16 protein-coding genes and 2 tRNA genes are annotated in these 18,641 nt (G+C 44.7%); 9 read left to right on the forward strand and 9 right to left on the reverse strand.

The window, feature by feature from the left end; translation table 11 throughout:
* Positions 1-118: 118 nt before the first annotated feature.
* The 6 genes from ACZ5V1_RS17410 to ACZ5V1_RS17435 all read right to left on the reverse strand — a co-directional run bounded on the left by ACZ5V1_RS17410 (position 119) and on the right by ACZ5V1_RS17435 (position 6,296).
* A complete protein-coding gene (locus ACZ5V1_RS17410) occupies positions 119-1,234 on the reverse strand; it encodes a DUF6765 family protein (RefSeq protein WP_464389936.1) in 1,116 nt (371 codons plus the stop codon).
* 136 nt (positions 1,235-1,370) lie between these two features.
* Positions 1,371-2,075 carry an ABC transporter ATP-binding protein gene (locus tag ACZ5V1_RS17415; RefSeq protein ID WP_464389937.1) on the reverse strand — a complete coding sequence of 235 codons (705 nt, stop codon included), beginning with the start codon at positions 2,073-2,075 and terminating at the stop codon, positions 1,371-1,373.
* Positions 2,068-2,856 carry an ABC transporter ATP-binding protein gene (locus ACZ5V1_RS17420; RefSeq protein ID WP_464389938.1) on the reverse strand — a complete coding sequence of 263 codons (789 nt, stop codon included), beginning with the start codon at positions 2,854-2,856 and terminating at the stop codon, positions 2,068-2,070. The genes ACZ5V1_RS17415 and ACZ5V1_RS17420 overlap by 8 nt, the downstream gene beginning before the upstream one ends.
* Positions 2,856-4,079: a high-affinity branched-chain amino acid ABC transporter permease LivM gene (gene livM / locus ACZ5V1_RS17425; protein ID WP_464389939.1), complete on the reverse strand. Its 1,224-nt coding sequence runs from the start codon at positions 4,077-4,079 to the stop codon at positions 2,856-2,858. Before livM ends, ACZ5V1_RS17420 begins: the two co-directional genes overlap by 1 nt.
* 60 nt (positions 4,080-4,139) lie before the next feature.
* On the reverse strand, positions 4,140-5,048 hold the full coding sequence (locus ACZ5V1_RS17430; RefSeq protein WP_464389940.1) for a branched-chain amino acid ABC transporter permease: 909 nt from the start codon (positions 5,046-5,048) through the stop codon (positions 4,140-4,142).
* A 126-nt stretch (positions 5,049-5,174) separates the two neighbouring features.
* Positions 5,175-6,296, reverse strand: coding sequence for a branched-chain amino acid ABC transporter substrate-binding protein (locus tag ACZ5V1_RS17435; protein WP_464389941.1), 1,122 nt, complete (start codon positions 6,294-6,296; stop codon positions 5,175-5,177).
* A 659-nt stretch (positions 6,297-6,955) separates the two neighbouring features.
* On the opposite strand from ACZ5V1_RS17435, the gene ACZ5V1_RS17440 reads away from it, so the two are divergent.
* The 3 genes from ACZ5V1_RS17440 to ACZ5V1_RS17450 all read left to right on the forward strand — a co-directional run bounded on the left by ACZ5V1_RS17440 (position 6,956) and on the right by ACZ5V1_RS17450 (position 9,131).
* On the forward strand, positions 6,956-8,668 hold the full coding sequence (locus tag ACZ5V1_RS17440) for a glutamine--tRNA ligase/YqeY domain fusion protein (RefSeq protein ID WP_464389942.1): 1,713 nt from the start codon (positions 6,956-6,958) through the stop codon (positions 8,666-8,668).
* A 176-nt stretch (positions 8,669-8,844) separates the two neighbouring features.
* Positions 8,845-8,919, forward strand: a tRNA-Gln gene (locus ACZ5V1_RS17445).
* Between the two features lie 134 nt (positions 8,920-9,053).
* A tRNA-Glu gene (locus tag ACZ5V1_RS17450) sits at positions 9,054-9,131 on the forward strand.
* 86 nt (positions 9,132-9,217) lie between these two features.
* Here the strand turns inward: ACZ5V1_RS17450 and ACZ5V1_RS17455 are convergent.
* Genes ACZ5V1_RS17455 through ACZ5V1_RS17465 form a run of 3 tightly spaced genes read right to left on the reverse strand, consistent with a single transcriptional unit; the run spans position 9,218 to position 12,035 of the window.
* Positions 9,218-9,640 carry a GtrA family protein gene (locus ACZ5V1_RS17455; protein ID WP_464389943.1) on the reverse strand — a complete coding sequence of 141 codons (423 nt, stop codon included), beginning with the start codon at positions 9,638-9,640 and terminating at the stop codon, positions 9,218-9,220.
* Positions 9,631-11,019, reverse strand: coding sequence for an ArnT family glycosyltransferase (locus tag ACZ5V1_RS17460; protein WP_464389944.1), 1,389 nt, complete (start codon positions 11,017-11,019; stop codon positions 9,631-9,633). The genes ACZ5V1_RS17455 and ACZ5V1_RS17460 overlap by 10 nt, the downstream gene beginning before the upstream one ends.
* Positions 11,010-12,035 carry a glycosyltransferase family 2 protein gene (locus ACZ5V1_RS17465; RefSeq protein ID WP_464389945.1) on the reverse strand — a complete coding sequence of 342 codons (1,026 nt, stop codon included), beginning with the start codon at positions 12,033-12,035 and terminating at the stop codon, positions 11,010-11,012. Before ACZ5V1_RS17465 ends, ACZ5V1_RS17460 begins: the two co-directional genes overlap by 10 nt.
* A gap of 708 nt (positions 12,036-12,743) precedes the next feature.
* Here ACZ5V1_RS17465 and ACZ5V1_RS17470 point away from each other — a divergent pair.
* From ACZ5V1_RS17470 to ACZ5V1_RS17495, 6 genes are all read left to right on the forward strand, one after another.
* Complete coding sequence (locus tag ACZ5V1_RS17470) at positions 12,744-13,301, forward strand: TetR/AcrR family transcriptional regulator (RefSeq protein WP_464389946.1); 558 nt, start codon at positions 12,744-12,746, stop codon at positions 13,299-13,301.
* Between the two features lie 34 nt (positions 13,302-13,335).
* A complete protein-coding gene (locus tag ACZ5V1_RS17475) occupies positions 13,336-13,770 on the forward strand; it encodes a GNAT family N-acetyltransferase (protein ID WP_464389947.1) in 435 nt (144 codons plus the stop codon).
* A 285-nt stretch (positions 13,771-14,055) separates the two neighbouring features.
* Positions 14,056-16,155 (forward strand): formate dehydrogenase subunit alpha, encoded by a 2,100-nt coding sequence (gene fdhF, locus ACZ5V1_RS17480; RefSeq protein WP_464389948.1) that lies wholly within the window; start codon positions 14,056-14,058, stop codon positions 16,153-16,155.
* Complete coding sequence (locus ACZ5V1_RS17485; RefSeq protein ID WP_464389949.1) at positions 16,140-16,730, forward strand: 4Fe-4S dicluster domain-containing protein; 591 nt, start codon at positions 16,140-16,142, stop codon at positions 16,728-16,730. Before fdhF ends, ACZ5V1_RS17485 begins: the two co-directional genes overlap by 16 nt.
* Positions 16,730-18,121, forward strand: coding sequence for a [Fe-Fe] hydrogenase large subunit C-terminal domain-containing protein (locus ACZ5V1_RS17490; RefSeq protein WP_464389950.1), 1,392 nt, complete (start codon positions 16,730-16,732; stop codon positions 18,119-18,121). Before ACZ5V1_RS17485 ends, ACZ5V1_RS17490 begins: the two co-directional genes overlap by 1 nt.
* On the forward strand, positions 18,121-18,636 hold the full coding sequence (locus ACZ5V1_RS17495; RefSeq protein ID WP_464389951.1) for a 4Fe-4S dicluster domain-containing protein: 516 nt from the start codon (positions 18,121-18,123) through the stop codon (positions 18,634-18,636). The genes ACZ5V1_RS17490 and ACZ5V1_RS17495 overlap by 1 nt, the downstream gene beginning before the upstream one ends.
* Positions 18,637-18,641 lie beyond the last annotated feature (5 nt).

The following is an 18,641-nucleotide window of genomic DNA, read 5'->3' on the forward strand; positions in this document are numbered from 1 at the left end:
CATTTCTCCGTTACGTTTTCACGGAGAGTATTGAAGATGATAATCAAAGTCAATTACAACAATGAGCACACATAAAAAAAGCCGCACATGTGTGCGGCTGAATGAAGTTAGCTTGTCACTAATAAACGGCTATCCCATAGGCTGGGAGCAAATCTTTGAGCACGTAGTACCTGTGATATGCTGCTGCCTGATGGAATCGATAGACGTTGGTTGAAACATTGTCCTTTGATTCTTCTTTGTCTTCAAAGTCGAACTTTTGATTTTCCCAATCACTTTTGTTGTATCTAACTTTGGGTTCAATAACTGGTGTACTATTCCATGTCAGGGCACGCCATTCGTCAACTCGCCCGTCACAGTCTTCTTCAACTGCAATAATTGCTCTAATGTCATCTGCAATGTCTTCAAATGGGATGATTTCCGGCGAGTCATATACGTCTTCAGCGTGTTGACGGAAATAACCGTATAGCAGCTCGCATCCCTCAAAGAAGTTTGTCTTATTATCACGTGTTTCTATTTGCTCTGCTTCAATGGGAAGATTGGATTCTGAACTTTCATGCGGATACTCGTATTCAAAACACCATTTCAAATACGGACGGTCAGGAAAAGTTGCAACGGCACCATGTCCGAGGCTGCCTGTACTTTCTTCTGCAAAAAAACTGATTACATTGCCAATCTTAAACCGTTTAATGAAACGTCCAAGTTTAGTAAGCACGTAATCAGCCATTTTAGGATCTTTGACATCCAGTGGCTTAATGCTGCCATCAATAATTTTGTTTAGTGAAGAGCCGACGCCAGAAAAACCGAAGTGGGAGAAGGTGTCCATATAGACATGCGCGGCAATGCCAAGCAATTCCAAACCGTATGTTTTTTGTTGGGCAAGGGCGAGGTGGTTACGCATCATACTCTGGGCAGGTTTGCTATTTTTTTTGCAAAGAAGCTGTTCCTCAAAATCTTTACCCTGCGCACCGGGGAGGAAGTGAAACGGAACCCACACGCGGCGTTGTTCCTCGCGTGCGCCATATACATCTTTGTGGTGATTTAAGATGCACTGGCCGCCTTCATGAGATGTGGCAATGCCGTAGAGAAGCCCGCCGTCTTCGTGCTGCTTGCTATCCTGTTTTGTGGAGTCATCCACGTACTGAGCTGCGTACGCGATGGTGTATGCATCCTTTTGCGGGATGCCAGCGGCACGGGCAAGTGCGTAGGTGCCGTAGAAATGCATGTCTAATTGCATAAGAAACCCCTCCGGTATCATGTTTATTTGTGCGTATCATACATGATATTAGAGGGATATGTGTAATGTTAGTTTGTGCGTTAGAAACCAAAAAAGGGCGCAGCAACAGCTGTCGCCCTCTCTCGAATGGGTTTGGCTATAAGCCAAGGTATGCTTTTTTTACGTCCTCGTTGGTGAGCAGGGTTGCTGCATTATCTTCCATGGTAATGTGTCCTGTTTCCATTACGTATCCGCGGTGCGCAACTTTGAGCGCTTGGTTAGCATTCTGTTCCACAAGAAATACTGTGGTGCCAGACTCATTAACCTTTTGAATGATCTGAAAGATCTGCTGGATAATAATCGGTGCAAGACCAAGAGACGGCTCGTCAAGGAGCAGTAACCGAGGTCTTGCCATCAAGGCACGGGAGATAGCGAGCATTTGCTGTTCACCACCGGAGAGTGTGCCGCCTGTCTGCTTCTGGCGTTCTTCCAGGATTGGGAACAGGTCGAAGGCGTATTCCATATCGCGCTTGATCTCACTCTTGTCGTTACGCAAAAAGGCTCCGAGCTCTAAGTTTTCCATAACGGTTAAGTCAGGGAAAATGAGTCGGCCTTCTGGTACCTGTGAGATGCCAAGGCGCACAATTTGATCCATTTTAGTTTGGTGAATCGGTTTTCCCTCAAAGAGAATTTCGCCACTGCGGGGCGGTGTGCCACCACAGATGGACATGAGGGTTGTTGACTTACCGGCACCGTTAGCGCCGATGAGTGTTACGATTTCACCTTCATCAATATGTAGGCTTACATCATGCAGAGCATGAATATTGCCGTAGAATGTGTTGATGCCATTAATTTTAAGCAAGGCTTTCCTCCCCGAGGTATGCTTTGATAACCTGTGGATCGTTACGTACTTCATTAGGAGTACCTTGAGAAATAAGGCAACCATATTCCATAACATAAATGCGATCGGACAGGCTCATAACCATGCTCATGTCATGTTCAATAAGCAAGATAGCAAGTTTGAACTTGTCACGAATATCAAGCACCAGCTGTTTCAGCGATTCTGTTTCCTGCGGGTTCATACCTGCTGCCGGTTCATCAAGTAAAAGCAGCGAAGGCTGGGTCGCCATAGCACGTGCAATTTCCAATTTGCGCTGATCGCCGTATGGCAAGTTACAGGCAAGGTCGTTGTAGTGCTGGTTAAGACCTACATATTTAAGAAGCTCATAGCTTTTCTCAATGTTTTCTTTTTCTTCACGCTTTACATGCGGCGGACGAAGCAGTGCATCTAAAATGCCTGCTTTTGTGCGGCAATGGCGTGCTACCATAACGTTTTCCAGCACAGTCATATTCTTAAAAAGTCGAATGTTCTGGAAGGTACGTGCCATGCCAAGTTCTGTAACTTTATTGGGCTTCATACCATTAACGCGCCGTTCTGTATCTCCAAGAGGAGTAAAGAACACGTCACCGTCAGTCGGTTCATAAATGCCGGTAATGCAGTTAAAGAATGTTGTCTTACCGGCACCGTTAGGGCCGATGAGAGCAACAATTTCGCCGCTGTCCACTTGCAGATCAACATCGTTGAGTGCACGCAGACCACCGAAGCTTTTGGAGAGTGCATTAACGTTTAGTACTGTAGACATTACGCATCTCCTTTTTGGACAAGGTCCGGATCATCGATGTGGTATTTACGTCCTTTAGGAGCAATAAGTCCCTGTGGGCGGAATACCATCATCAGTACCATTGCGGATGCGAAAATGATCATACGGTATTCAGAGAATGCACGCAGATATTCCGGCATAAGCACGAGGAACGCAGAACCGAGGATTACACCAAGGTTGGAACCCATGCCGCCAAGAACAACAATGGATAAGATGATTGCCGATTCCATAAAGGTAAAACTGGCAGGGTTAATAAAGGTGGTTTTTGCGGCAAAGATTACGCCTGCAAAGCCAGCCCATGCTGTACCAAGCCCGAATGCCATAAGCTTAACGTTAACGCGGTCAATACCCATTGCCTGACAAGCGATTTCATCCTCACGCAGTGCTTGAAGAGCACGGCCGATACGGGAATCTTTTAATCGCTGCACAGAGATAATGGTGATGATAGCGAGCGCGAGAACGATGTAGTAAATGTAGATGTTGGCGTCCGCTACAGACAGCTCCACACCGAATAAGCCTGGGCGGTCAATGTTTGAGATGCCGGAAGGGCCGCCGGTCAGCGAACTCCAGTTCTCCAGAACCAGTCGAACAATCTCGCCGAATCCGAGAGTTACGATTGCGAGATAGTCACCACGCAGGCGCAAAACAGGGAAGGCAAGCATGATGCCGCCAAGACAGGCGAATAGACCGCCAAGTGGTAATGCCACCCAGAATCCTATTCCAAAATAGTGGTTAAGCAACGCGTAGCTGTATGCACCAATTGCGTAGAACGCAGCATGCCCAAGGAAGAGCAGACCCGCTACACCAACAATAATATTTAAACCGAGACCAAGAACTACATACAGCAAAAATGAGATGAAGATGTTGGTCTGATAGGTTGTTACAAGAAGTGGTAAGGCAATGCTCAGCGCAAAAAGTGCTGCAAGAGCAGGGCGAGCCACAGCTGGTTCTTCCATTGCACGGGAGAGCCAGAGTTGTTTCTTTTGCTTAGTTGTGGATTCAGTTTCGTACTGTTTGGCTTCTTTACGAGCCAGAGCCCAGCGCCATACGTAGGATATGAAGAATATTCCTACACCGACGTAGGCAAGGTTCATCCATCTCCATTCAATGGTGTTCTCGATAGTGTTAACTCGAACAACCATGATAGGAAATGTAAGGAACATGAACCACAAACTAGCAATTATGGATTGTTTCAGTCCTTGCATTGTATCTTTTCTGCAGAAACTAAATTCTGCAACTCCTTCTTTCGTTACGGGTGAACACGGTTATACCTTTTCAACAGGGGCTTTGCCCAAGATGCCGGAAGGACGGAAAATAAGGAAGATTACCAGCAGTGAGAAGGCGAAAACGTCTTCGTAGTCACTGGAAATATACCCTGCTGCATAGCTTTCTGTCAGTCCGAGGAATAGTCCGCCGAGCATGGCACCCGGAATGGAGCCGATACCGCCGAGAACCGCAGCCGTAAATGCTTTTACACCAGCAATAAAGCCGATCATGAAGTTCAGCTGGCCTGAATGCGTAGAAACAAGCACGCCACCAAGCGCTGCCAGTGAAGAGCCAATGATGAAGGTTGTAGAAATGATTTTGTCAGCATTAATGCCAAGGAGCATAGCCATTTTTCTGTTCTGGGCGGTCGCGCGCATGGCTTTGCCCATTTTAGTAAATTTGATGAACAACGTCAGTGCCAGCATAGAGATGGAGCTGGCAACTACGATAACTAAATCTGTAGAACCAAAGATGTGTGCAACTGGTTCCATAAATTCGAAATCTGGAATTAACTCTGGAAACGGTAAGAAGTCAGACGTTTGCGCCAGAATAATGTAGTTCTGGAGAAAAAGTGACATACCGATAGCTGAAATAAGTGGAGAGAGGCGAGCAGCGCCGCGAAGTGGTTTGTAAGCCACTTTCTCCATAGTGTACCCGTAGGCTGCACAATACAATACTGCGATGACTATTGCCATAAGCAGGATTGCAAAAACAGGGAATCCGTAGACACCCATCACTCCGGCAACAATGAGTCCGGTAAAAGCACCGAGCATGTAAATTTCGCCATGGGCAAAGTTAATAAGCTCAATAATACCGTAAACCATCGTGTAGCCAATCGCGATGAGAGCGTAGATACTCCCTCGTGTTAATCCGCCAAGACCCAATTCGATGAAAAAATCCCAATCCATGTGTATGTCCCTGTCAGAGAGGTGCCTGTCTGCAAAAATCGTTGCAGGTACGAGGCCAATTATCTGAGTAAAAAACGGGGAACAATGCGAGATTGCTCCCCGTTGTGCTGCGGCTAATTTGTTGAGTTATTTAAGTTCTACGTATTTACCGTTCTGTACTTGGTACATGGAGAAGCCAACGCCTTCAGCGTCGCCTTTTTCGTTGAATTTGATTTTACCGATAGGGGTTTCAACAAACTCACCACGCAGTTTAGCAGTTACTGCATCGTAATCTGTTGAGTCAGCACGTTCGATAGCGGTAAGCATTGCTACGGTTGCTGCGTAAGCGGCTGGGTAGAATGCGCCCGGTTCGGAACCGAACATTTCTACGTGTGCTGCAATCGCTTCTTTGTACATTGGCAGGTCAGATACATCGATAGGGCCGGAAGCGTAAACGCCTTCAGCTTTTTTACCGGCTACCTTAATAAAGGTGTCATCTTTTACGCCGTCATCAGAAACGAAGTTTGCTTTAATACGTTTTTTACGCATCTGGGTGATAAGCTTGGAAGCTTCCGGATGGTAACCACCGTAGATAACGGTGTCAGCTTTGAAGCGACGGATTTTCTGTACTACTGCTGAGTAGTCAGGAGCGCCAGGTGTTACGCCTTCAAACATAACAACTTCGGCTTTGCCGCCTTCTTCAATAAATTTGCGTGCGAATTCCGCGTAGCCTTTACCGTAGTCACCTTTGTCGTGCAGTACTGCAATCTTCTTTGCACCAAGCTTGTCGATAGCAAAGTCGACGCCAAGGCGTGCCTGCATATCGTCAGATGCGATAGTGCGGAAGAAGGTAGGGTAGTCACCGGACTGAGTGAGCATAGGGTTGGTTGCACTAGGTGACATGGCGATAAGCTTGCCTTCTGTGTAGATAGGCAGAGCAGCTTTAGTAGCGCCGGAGCAGATATGACCCAGTACAACATTTGCACCGTCAGAAATAAGTTTGGTTGCTACGTTGGTAGCCTGTTCAGGTTTACACTGGTCATCCTGAATGAGCAGTTCAACCTGTTTGCCATTTATGCCACCGGCTGCGTTGATTTTCTCAACAACAACTTTAGCTGCGTTAACTGTTGGCAGACCATAGGAAGCAAGGTCGCCACTGTGTGCGCCAGCTACACCGAGTTTGATAGTGTCTGCTGCAAAAGCAGGTACACACAATGCTGTAACGGCGAGGCCGGTTACGATGGACTTAACCAAACCAGAAAATGTCATATGTTCCTCCAGCGTTGAAAATCGTATTGCCTTTTATTCTAGCAATATGGTTGTTGATGCGTGTGTCGTCTAGGGTGAATGGTAAAAAATAACGTCCCCTTCATATTCTTTGTTCCCGAAAATACTAAAATTGTCAAAATGAAAACTGCTCTTTTTATCAAAAAAGTAAAAAATATATGAAAGAAACTTAATATATCAGATTTAGTTTATATATACTTTTTATTATCTGTTGATATAACAGGTAAAGTGGCACACTGATAAAAAATGATGTTGCGCTCAGTATTTTTAAAAAAGTTGATAATATGATTTTTATTTTTTGATTAATTGCTGAAATTTTCAGAAAATCGACGAAAGGTGACAGCAAATAATATCAAGTAGGAGGATTTTGATTCTTTTTGCAGAAAACGGAGAGAAGCTCATGTTCTGCAGGCTTGCTGACGTGCACAATGGTATGAGGTGTTTTTATCAAATCCGTGATTTGTACTTGGTGCACTGTTGCGGCTTGTATATAATGATGTTTCGACGTGGCAATAACCGGTTTTTAACTAAGGTAGGCACGTCGCTGCCAATTGACCGCCGCGGTTGTTTCCCGTATGTCATCCGCTTATAAAATGTTCATAATCGCAAAATTGCGAAGAAATAGATTTAAGGACGTATTCATGAGTAAGGCTCCTGTAGCACCTGAAGAAAACAACGAAGGAACTAGTCTGGATTTTATCCGTACTATTATTGCTGAAGATTGTGAGAGCGGAAAGTACGAAGGACGCGTACACACCCGTTTCCCGCCAGAGCCTAACGGCTATCTGCATCTTGGGCATGCAAAATCCATCTGCTTGAATTTCGGTATTGCACAAGAGCACGAAGGCGGCATCTGCAACCTTCGTTTTGACGATACAAACCCGTTGAAAGAAGAAGATGAATACGTTCAATCCATTCAGGAAGACGTTAAATGGCTCGGCTTTGATTGGGGCGAGAAACCGTTTTACACCTCTAACTATTTTGAAGTGCTTTTCGGCCATGCTGTAAAGCTGATTGAAATGGGCAAAGCGTATGTAGATCATTCCACTCTTGAAGCTATCCGTGAAATGCGCGGTACAATCACAGAGGTAGGAACTGAAAGTCCGTTTCGTAACCGCAGTGTTGAGGAGAACCTTGATCTCTTCAATCGCATGCGTAATGGCGAGTTTGCTGACGGTGAATGTATTCTGCGTGCAAAAATTGACATGGCTTCACCGAACATGATCATGCGTGACCCTGCGTTGTACCGTATCCGCAGAGCGACTCACCACAGAACCGGTGATGCATGGTGCATTTACCCAATGTACGACTTTGCACATTGTCTCTCTGATTCTCAGGAGCACATCACACATTCTATCTGTACTCTCGAGTTTGAAAATAACCGTGAATTGTACGACTGGTTACTCGAAACTCTTGGCGTATACCGTCCGCAGCAGATTGAATTTGCACGTCTGAACCTGACACATACTGTTCTTTCTAAGCGTAAGCTCATTCAGCTCGTTGAAGAAGATTATGTTCATGGTTGGGACGACCCGCGTATGCCTACCATTTCAGGTTTGCGTCGCCGTGGTTGCCCTCCGGAAGCTATCCGCGAATTTTGTTCCCGTATCGGTGTAGCAAAAGCTGACTCTATGGTTGACGCAGCAATGCTTGAATTCTGCATGCGTGAAAAGCTCAATGCCGTTGTTCCGCGTCTAATGGGCGTTGTTGATCCAGTTAAAGTTGTGATCACAAACTTCCCTGAAGATCAGGTGGATGAATTTGATATGCCTCTTCATCCTGAACTGGAAGAATACGGCAAGCGTATTGTTCCGTTTTCTCGTGAACTGTACATTGAGCGTGCAGACTTCCGTGAAGAAGCGCCGAACAAAAAGTTCTTCCGCCTCGCAATCGGTAAAGAAGTACGTTTGCGTTACGCATACTACATTACTGCAACCGACGTTGTGAAAGACGAGAACGGTGAGATTATTGAAATCCATTGTACCTACGATCCTGAAACGAAGGGCGGCTGGTCTGAAGATGGTCGTAAAGTAAAAGGTACTTTGCATTGGGTTTCTATCAAGCACGCCGTGCCGGCAGAAGTTCGTTTGTACGAACCACTTTTCGAAAAAGAAAACCCGAACAAGGTTGAAGAAGACAAAACCTTCATTGATTACATCAACCCTGATTCTGAAAAAATTATCACAGCGTACGTTGAGCCACGCCTTGCAGAATGCAAAGCTGGTGAGCGTGTACAGTTTGAACGTCTGGGTTACTACTGCGCAGACCTCGATATGACCGCTGAAAAAGCAGTATTTAACCGTACTGCAACGTTGCGTGATAGCTGGAAACGTGTAGAGCGTAACCAGAAATAAAGTTAGGTTCTCAAAACAATTAAAGCCTCTGTTCATGGGAACAGGGGCTTTTTTTATGGGTAATTTATTAGTGCTGTGAAGGGATGCCTGATAAGTATGAATTGAAATGTACTTTTTTTAAGTTTTTCCGTTGACAGCAGGGCGTGTTTTCCATAGATACACATCTCACAACTTGTTGGGCTATCGTTCAATTGGCAGGACGACGGGTTCTGATTCCGTTAATCAAGGTTCAAGTCCTTGTGGCCCAACCATTTTTTTTTAAAACAGCAACTGGCCAAGTTGCTGGGTGATAATCAAATCATTCCTAGGTTTATATCTAGTTCAATTTGAATTTTCATTTGCGGTTATGCCGTATGTTTTAGATAAAAATGCAAGTTTTTCAAGCGTCCCCATCGTCTAGCCTGGCCCAGGACACCTGCCTTTCACGCAGGCGACAGGGGTTCAAATCCCCTTGGGGACGCCAAGCAATTTAAGCTCTTACACGAAAGTGTAAGAGCTTTTTTTGTATTCAAATTTTGGGTGAGGCGTTCAAATGGTAAGGAGCTGAATTTATATTTCAGTTTGTACATTCTTCTTAGTTGCAAAGACCCAGTGGGAACTAAGTGCATAGTTACTTATCATTCCGGCTAACACGCCCAAAATTAGAGCAAGATAAGGTGCGAATTGTGTTTGTGCTAACAGCTCTAATGAAAATTTAAATACAAGCAGGTTGGGTAAAGCGGAAAAACAGGAAGCTACCATGAATTTTTTCCATTGCGTGAGTCGGGGAGATCTAACTCGGTGTTTAAACGTCAACATTCTATTGCCTACCCATGTCGTTGTTGCGGCACATATAAATGCAATTATTCGCGCTTTAAGTGCTGTAATTCCGATAAGTTCAAATAGTAATGCAAATATGGCTGCATCAACTACAAAGCCGACCGAACCTACAAAGGCAAACAGGAATATGTGGGGAACGGTCTTTATTCGCATAGATACCTTTGTCGCTTGGGTGACTCTGCAACAATTCTACAATCCACTTTGTTTTTCTCAAAAAATTTGTCCAGATCCTTTTTCTTCCCTAACAAATAATAGGGAGAATCAAGCTCATTCAGCTGTTCAGAGTTTGTTAAAACAATAGCCTTACCGTTGCTGTAGAATTGGCCAGAGAAAGGACGTTTTCGGATATAAAACGCAGGAACGGAATTATCTGCTGTTTCAAACAGAATCTTATCACTGTTTGTGTTTGCCGCTGTGAGCATTACAACCAGAAGACCAATTAGCATTCCGGCTGGCATGACTTTGCAGAAGATTACAAACCATTTTTCATCTTTTTGTGTAAGTAATCCGGCACAGATTAAACCTAACGCAGGAAGTCCAGGTAATACATATGTAGGCAAGATGTTTCCGGCAAATGTAAAGAGAATCATTGGAGAAATTAACCAGAATAAAAGCATGTAAGCCAAGGGGGGAAGAGATCTTATTGTTCCAGTTGAGTTTTTCCATTTCTTCCATAAGAGCATTGGAAGTATCAACGACCATGGCAATGCGGAAAATATCCAAAAAAGCCAAATCATGCCGCGTGGACGATCATGGGCTGAGCCATACAAGTCTCCTTGCCAGCCAGGAAGAGTAAAGCGTTTCCAGTGTTCACCTATGATGAAATAGTCTAAAAAACCGGGGGTTGCTTTCTCAGCCATAAGGTACCAAGGAAGGCTAATCCCGAGCATTAAAAGCGTACCACTGATAACAGGGAATCGCTTCCAAAATACGACAAAGGCTTTAAATGGTCCGTGTTGTATCGCAAGAAACGGGTAAAACGCTACAGTTGCAAGTACAATGGCCACAGGCCCCTTTGCTAACAATCCTATACCAAGACCAACAAAGCCAGCATAGCCCCAAGCCTTTTTCCCGTTCCAGCAAAGGTAAAATGAAAGTATGGTAACCGTAATTGAAAGCGTGAGGGCCATATCTGTCATCACAGCACCGCTGGAAATAAAGAACATTCCACAGGTTGCGAGTACTATCCCAGTGAGAAGTGGGCTAATTTTATGATAGGAAGCAAACATCATAGCCATTCCGATAGTAACAAGGCCGGCTAACCAGTGCGGAAAGCGGATTGCGAATTCGGATTGGCCAAACAACTTTAGGCCTAGCGCACTCATCCACGTGAATAAAGGGGGTTTGCCCCAGAATGGAACGTTGTAATCAAACTGAGGGGTGAGCCAGTTGCCTGTTTCAACCATCAAGCGTGCCATTTCCCCATAACGTGCCTCGGTTGTGTCCATAAGTGGGTACAGGCCCAGCGAAAGAAGCCTCATCAGTAGAAAAATTGCTAAGATAGCAAGTAAGTGTATTTTTTTTAGGCCCATTGTTTATCTTTATATTCTAAATGAGTTGCAGGCTGATCAAGAATTTGATCAATGACGTAGGTTGGACGTCCTTTAGATTCGATAAAAATTCTCCCAATGTATTCGCCTAAAAGGCCTATACAAAGCAATTGAACCCCTCCCAAGCCTAGCTGGACTACCATTAATGATGGGTAGCCTTGAACTGGCTCGCCTGATGCCAGTGTTTTTATGATTACCCAAAAACCATACGTAAAAGCACCGGTGGCTATTAACGTTCCAAGTACAGTTGCAATTCGTAATGGGCGGATTGAAAATGAAGTTATTCCATTCATGGCCAGTCCCATGAGTTTGAAATAATTCCATTTAGTTTTTCCAGAAAATCGAGGGTCACGATCAAATTGCAGAGTTGTTTGAACAAATCCAGGCCAAGAAAACAGGCCTTTCATGTATCGATTCTTTTCAGGAAGGGTATTGATATGTTCAACTACAGTGCGGCTAATTAGTCGAAAATCACCCACATTTTCAGGGATATGTAGTTCGGAAAGCATGTTTATGAGTTTATAGAACGTTGCTGCAGAAAAACGTTTAAACTTTGTTTCTCCGTGTCGTACGGCACGCTGCATATTTACAACGTCATAGCCCTTTTCCCATTGTTCAAGCATTTGCGGAATGAGCTCAGGAGGGTCTTGCAGGTCTGCGTCTAGAATGACAACTGCTTGCCCACGAGTGTTTCGAAGACCTGCGGTCATTGCAGCCTCTTTGCCAAAATTTCTACTTAAGCAGACGTACCTTACTGTGCTTGACGTAGGTAAGGCGTTTGTAATTATTTTTTGGCTGTTATCGTAACTACCATCATTGATATAAACGATTTCTGTTTTCTCTTGGATTGCATCAAGAACAGCTGTGAGCCTTTCATGGAATGCTGGCAATACTTCTTCTTCATTGAAAAAAGGGACAACAACTGAAAGCTTTATGTCAGATTTCTTAAAATCATCTGACTTTTGAAAATAGTCTGATTCTGATTTTTTGTTTTTCATAAGTTGTTTCTGCTGCAGATTTAACAATGTGGCTGAACTTATTGTGTTTTTTGAATAGTTTTAAATTTATTCTTTGCATTGTTTATAGATAGGAAGCAATGAGAAGTGTCAGGTTTATTTTAAAATTGCCTTCATGGATAATTCTGCGACAAATTTGTAGGGCTAGTTAAGCAAAGATTTTTGATGGAATGAAGTGTTTTGAAAGGTGTAGACTTAGTGTAAGTTTTCTTTTTTTCATGTCATTTATGCCACCTGTGTTTTTGTTGAAGTCTTGAAAATCAAGAACTGAACAGTATCTGCTATATATTACCTCTTCCTTTCACGCAGATGACAGAGGGGGAATGTTCCTTGAGGATGCTAAGCAAAAAAAGCTCTTACGCGAAAGTGTAAGAGCTTTTTTGCTTTTAAATTTCCGAAGTGTAAGGCGTTGTTTGTCTATTCTAGATTGCATCAGCATTATCTTTATTGCTGTCTTTTTCGCGCCATCTCAAAGCTGTTTTCCGTACTGGTGTGTGGTGCTGAGAATATCTATTGTTTGATCTCATCTGGTTTCTAAGAGTCGTGTTTAGCTTTTTAAAAGATTCCCCACCGTTCATCTTATGGGTCTATTTTAATGTCGGAATATGAAGCTGCTTGACAAAAAGAATGTGACTCCATGGAAAATTTAATTGACTGCTTGGTCAGTTAAATTTTCCATGGAGGGCAACTTTGAGACCACAAAAAGGAAAGCAGAAAATATTTTATTCTGCCATGACCCTGTTCGCACAGCAGGGATATTTTGCAACAACAATTGAACAAATTACAAAACATGCAGGTGTCTCTAAGGGGCTTGTTTATAATTATTTTCCCAGCAAGGAGTCATTGCTGATAGGTCTTTTTGAACAGGCAACACAAGCTATGCAAGAAAACGTCGAGCTGTTGAGCAAGACAAAGAATTTAGAAGACTCGATCTCATTATTTATTGACAGTTTCTTTTCTTTTTTAGTTAACGAAAGGCAATTTTTGAAATTCCAGCTCACTTTAATGCTCATACCGGAATTAAATAAAATTTTGCGGGTGGTAATAAAAAAACGAGCCGAATTTTTGTTGAACTTGGTGTCTGAATGGTTAGTGCAATTGAAAATTCCTGAAGCACAGCAAAAAGCGCGATTGGTTCTCGCACTGCTTGACGGTGTCTCCCTTCATTATCTATCAATTTATGAGAATTACCCACTGCCTTCTATGAAGGTTTCAGTAAAAAACTCGCTCTTAAAGCTAGTTAGCTAGCATCAGAAGAACAAAAAATAATGAGAGATAGTCGATGAATGTTACTAATGGAGTTAAGGAAGAGTACGGAAAAATTACTGAATTATGGGAAGCGTCTGTAAGAGCAACACATAGTTTCTTAACCGAAGAAGATATTCAATTTTTCAAGCCGCTAATTAAAAATGAATACTTGGCAGCTGTTGTACTGCGTTGCGCGAAAGATGAAGAAGGAAAAATACACGGCTTTCTTGGTGTCGCAGAAGGGAATATTGAAATGTTATTCGTCGACCTTAAAAGCTTTAAAAATGGCATTGGTAAGTTGTTACTAAATTATGCTCTCAACGAACTTGGAGCTACAAAGGTTGACGTGAACGAGCAAAATCATAACGCACTAAAATTTTATGAGCATATGGGGTTTAAAGTTATAAGTCGCTCGCCGGTTGATGGATTTGGCAAGCCCTATCCATTGCTTCACATGGAGCTCAAGTAACGGTTCCTCCTAATATCAAGCTACAAAATTCGTCCAGTCTTGTTTGTATAAGCACTTGCAGATCTATTTGCTACGGGTGTTTTTTGTTATGTATCTATCGGGTACATTCTTTGAGTGATCAAATAATCTTGACTCATTGCATGCAATTTGTTTCTTTGCAGAACTTTTGCATGCAATGTTGTTCATATTGCAGAGAAGTTGTCTTGTGTTTACTGTTTAATATTTTGTTTTCATTGAACTAATCTAAATATTTCAAATGGCATGAATCATGCTGATATCATAATTATGCAACACATTACTACTACCTGTCCTTACTGCGGCGTTGGCTGCGCTTTGTCTTTGAATGTTGAAGATGAGCGCATTGTCAGTGTTTCTCCGGGGCCAGAGCCTTCTGTTAACCAAGGTGCACTTTGTTCAAAGGGGCGGTTTGGATTTGACTTTGTTCATCATAAAGATCGACTGACAACACCGCTGATTCGTAAAGACGGAGAACTTGTTCCGGCTTCATGGGATGAGGCTCTTGAACTGGTTGCAACGCGGTTTTCTCAGATTGCTTCCTCTCATGGTCCAGACGCATTGGGCGGTTTCAGTAGTGCCCGCTGCACCAATGAAGAGAACTATCTTTTTCAGAAATTTTTTCGCGCAGGGTTCGGTACTAATAATATCGATCACTGCGCACGACTTTGACACGCTCCGACAGTGGCCGGTCTGGCCACATCACTTGGAAGCGGGTCTATGACGAATTCTATTCGAGAATTGTGGGATATGGGTACAGGGGATTGTGTTTGCATTATCGGCACCAATACCACGGCATGCCATCCGGTAATCGGACTGGGAATGATGGAAGCCAAGCGCAATGGCGCTAAGCTGATTGTCATTGATCCTCGTGAGATAGATCTCGCTCGTGAGGCAGATGTCTGGTTGCGGCTTCGTCCTGGTACAGATACTGCGCTACTGTCTGCTATTGCTCTCGAGATCCTTAATACCGGTCTGGTTGATGTCCCAACCGTAGCCGCAGAGAATGAGGGTTTCGGAATGTTCCGTAAGGGGCTTAGAGATTTTGATGCAGAGATAGTCTCGTCCGTTTCAGAAGTATCCGTTGCAGGCATACGCAAGGCAGCACAGTGCATCGCTCGATCTAAAAATACTGCTTTCTATTACACGATGGGAATCACCCAACATACCACCGGAACAAGCAATGTTCTGGCTGTCTCAAACCTCGCTCTTTTGACTGGCAATATTGGTCGTCCAAAAACAGGAGTAAACCCTCTTCGCGGACAGAATAATGTTCAGGGTTCTTGTGACATGGGCGCGTTGCCTAACGTGCTGACAGGCTATCGTTCAGTGAAAGACGATGCGGTTAGGGCTATTTTCGAAGAAAAATGGGGCGCAGAACTTCCACCTGCAATTGGGATGACCATTCCTCAAATGTTTACTGCCATTGAGGAAGATCGTTTTAAGGGCTTATATGTTTTTGGTGAAAACCCAATGCGAAGTGATCCGGATATTACTCATGTGGAACATTGCCTGAAGAATGTCGATTTTTTGGTCGTTCAGGATATTTTTCTGACAGAGACTGCCAAGCTTGCTGATGTGGTGCTCCCCGGAGCTAGTTTTGCGGAAAAAGATGGAACATTTACCAGTACAGAAAGAAGAGTTCAGCGAATACGACAAGCTGTCTCCCCCGTAGGCAACAGTCTTCCAGATTGGAAAATTATTGCTGAATTGCTGGAACGAATCGGGCGGCCGGAACGGTATGCAGATGTTGAAGCTGTGTTTAATGAAATGTGTCAGCTTACGCCAACCCACACTGGCATTACATATGAAAGGCTGGAAAGCGGTGGCATTCAGTGGCCGTGTCCGAATGAACAGCACCCGGGAACACCAATCCTACATGTAGGGCAGTGTATGCGTGGCGCAGGCAAGTTTGTGCCGCTTACTCATAGAGAACCTGCTGAACTTCCAGACGCTGAATACCCGTTGACGCTTACAACAGGCCGTGTCGTTGCTCATTACCATACTGCAACAATGACCAGACGATGCTTTGGGCTTGCAGGCACATGGCCTGAAGAGCTGGTAGAGGTTCATCCTTCCGACGCAGCAACGTATGGAATTGTTGACGGAGAATTGCTTGAGGTTCGTTCCCGCCGTGGTGCTGCAAAGGGCAGGGCTTGGGTGACTCGCCGAGTTCGTCCGGGACTAGTCTTCATGACGTTTCATTTTTCCGAGAGTCCGGCCAACATACTTACTACATCAGCAGCCGACCCTGTGACCGGTACTCCGCAGCTTAAAGTTTGCGCTGTATCTATCCGTAAAATTTCTGATGATGCGCAAGCAGTGAATTCAGTAGACATAGAGGAACACTTGTCATGCCAACCCGTTTAAATCCCTTCATCCTTGCAACAGCTTCCAGATGCATAGGTTGCCGAGCATGTGAGCTTGCCTGTGCTGCCGCACATGTACAGGGCGGAGTTTCCGTCGGAAGTATTCATGCCCCCCTTACTCCTAGATTGTACCTGACCTGCGCTGGAGATGTTCGTGTTCCGATCGGTTGTCGGCATTGTGAAGATGCTCCTTGTGCAGCGGTGTGCCCTAATGCTGCGATTTATCGCACCGAGAATGGCGTGCAGGTTGATGAAAGCCGCTGCGTAGGTTGCAAGACTTGTCTGGTTACCTGTCCAGTAGGGGCTATGGAAATGGCGCAAATTTGGGAAACAGGAAAGCCGGCCATGCGCCGAGTGACTGATCCTCAGTCTCCTGAAAGTTTTACTGTTGAACCTGCTCTGTTAGCCAGCAAGTGTGACCTTTGCAAAGATCGGAAAGCTGGACCGGCGTGCGTCGAGGCCTGTCCTAAAGATGCCTTAACGTTAATCAACCCTGCAAAAATTAAAAACCGCCGCAATGTTGAGGCAGCACTGGCCTTGGCTGGCTTTAGTGCCAGAGCTGGAGAAGAATTCTAATGACTATTTCATCCCAAATCGTTTCCATCGATCCTTTACTTTGTACCGGTTGTCGTCGTTGTGCGGAAGTGTGTCCTGTAGATGCTATTGTCGGGAAACAGTACGAACCTCAGGTGATTGATGCATCCCGTTGCGTAATGTGCGGGCAGTGTGTTCAACGATGTTCTGCTTTTTTGTCGCCCTTTGATGATTGTGCAGAGGACTTATCGAATATTCGAAAAGACCGTGGTCTGCCTGAAGACGATACTTCCACACTGTTTGCTGCACATTTTCGGATTGATAAGAAAAACGTGGCAGGTATGCTTGCCGATCCAGCTAAAGTTTCTATGGTGCAGTGTGCACCGGCTGTTCGGTCTTCTATTGCAGAAGAATTCGGATTTGCCCCCGGTACGTTGACTCCGGGGCAGCTTGCAGCAGCCTTACGTAGGCTTGGTTTTGATTTTGTATATGACACTATTTTTGCTGCTGACGTAACCATTATGGAAGAAGCATCTGAACTGCTTGAACGTCTGGAGTCCGGCGAGAATCTGCCCATGTTTACGTCATGTTGCCCGGGTTGGGTTCGCTATATGGAAACCGCATGGTCTGATCAGGTCTCCCATCTTTCCAGTTGTAAATCGCCACAGCAAATGGCGGGCGCACTTTTTAAAACATACGGTGCAGATATTGCGGGCAAGAATCCTGAAGACATTGCCAGTGTTGCCATTATGCCATGTACTGCAAAGAAATTTGAGGCTGGTCGTCCTGAAATGCAGTCCACCGGAACACCTGATGTTGATGCGGTTTTGACCGTAACTGAGCTTGCTGCCATGCTTAAAAGCAAAGGTATCCGCTTAGACACACTTCCGGAAGAAGAGTTTGATACTCCTCTTGGACTTTATTCTGGAGCAGGAACTATTTTCGGTGCTTCCGGTGGCGTTATGGAAGCCGCACTTCGTACTGCAATCGCAGTTACAACAGGAAATGAAGTTAACGAAAGTGGTGTCACTTTTGTTCAAACTGATGAGGGTGTGCGCCGAGCTACAATAGAAGTGGCAGGAAAAACTGTACATGCAGTTATTGTTTCCGGCTTAGCCCATGCTGCAAAGCTTCTTGAGACTGTTCGTTCAGGACAAGCTGATTTTGATTTTATGGAAGTAATGTGCTGCACCGGTGGTTGTGTAGCAGGCGGGGGACAGCCGAAATTACTTCCGCATATTGATATTGAAGATGCCATTGCGCGCCGTCGCCAGAGTTTGCATACTCATGACAAAGAGCTGCCAGTTAGAGCCTCCCATAGGAACCCTTCTGTAACAGCTCTGTATGATAATTATTTGGAAAAGCCGTTAGGACATCTTTCCCATGAATTGCTTCATACCTGTTACGGGGATGATGTAGGGAGCCATAAATAATGCATTCTTTTGTGTTGTCAGATCCTTCACGCTGTATAGGCTGCCGTGCGTGCGAGGTGGCTTGTGTCGGCGCACATATGGATGAAGATATGGGACAGGCAGGTGAGAAGGGGTTACCCTTTTCACCAAGAATAAGCATTGTGCACGAGGCGGAGGTTACCGCTCCTATTCAGTGTCGTCAGTGTGAAGATGCGCCGTGTGTCGCGGCTTGTCCTGCCGGAGCAATTCTTTCCGATGGTAAGACCGTACGGGTGAATTCAGAACGTTGCTTCGGTTGTAAGGCTTGTATGGCTGCTTGTCCTGTAGGGGCGATGCAGGTGGGGTATCTTCCGGGGAATTCAGATATGCCGGTTGCCCATAAGTGCGATCTATGCACGGAACGTGACGGGGGACCAGCTTGCGTTGCAGTATGTCCAGCTGGAGCACTTAAGATGTTAGCTAAGAAAGAGCTTAAGCACATATCCGCCTCGAAAAGACGTCAAAGCGCACTTCAAATATCTTTCGGGCATAATTAAAGGAC

The sequence above is a fragment of the Halodesulfovibrio oceani subsp. galateae genome (genome assembly GCF_055397225.1).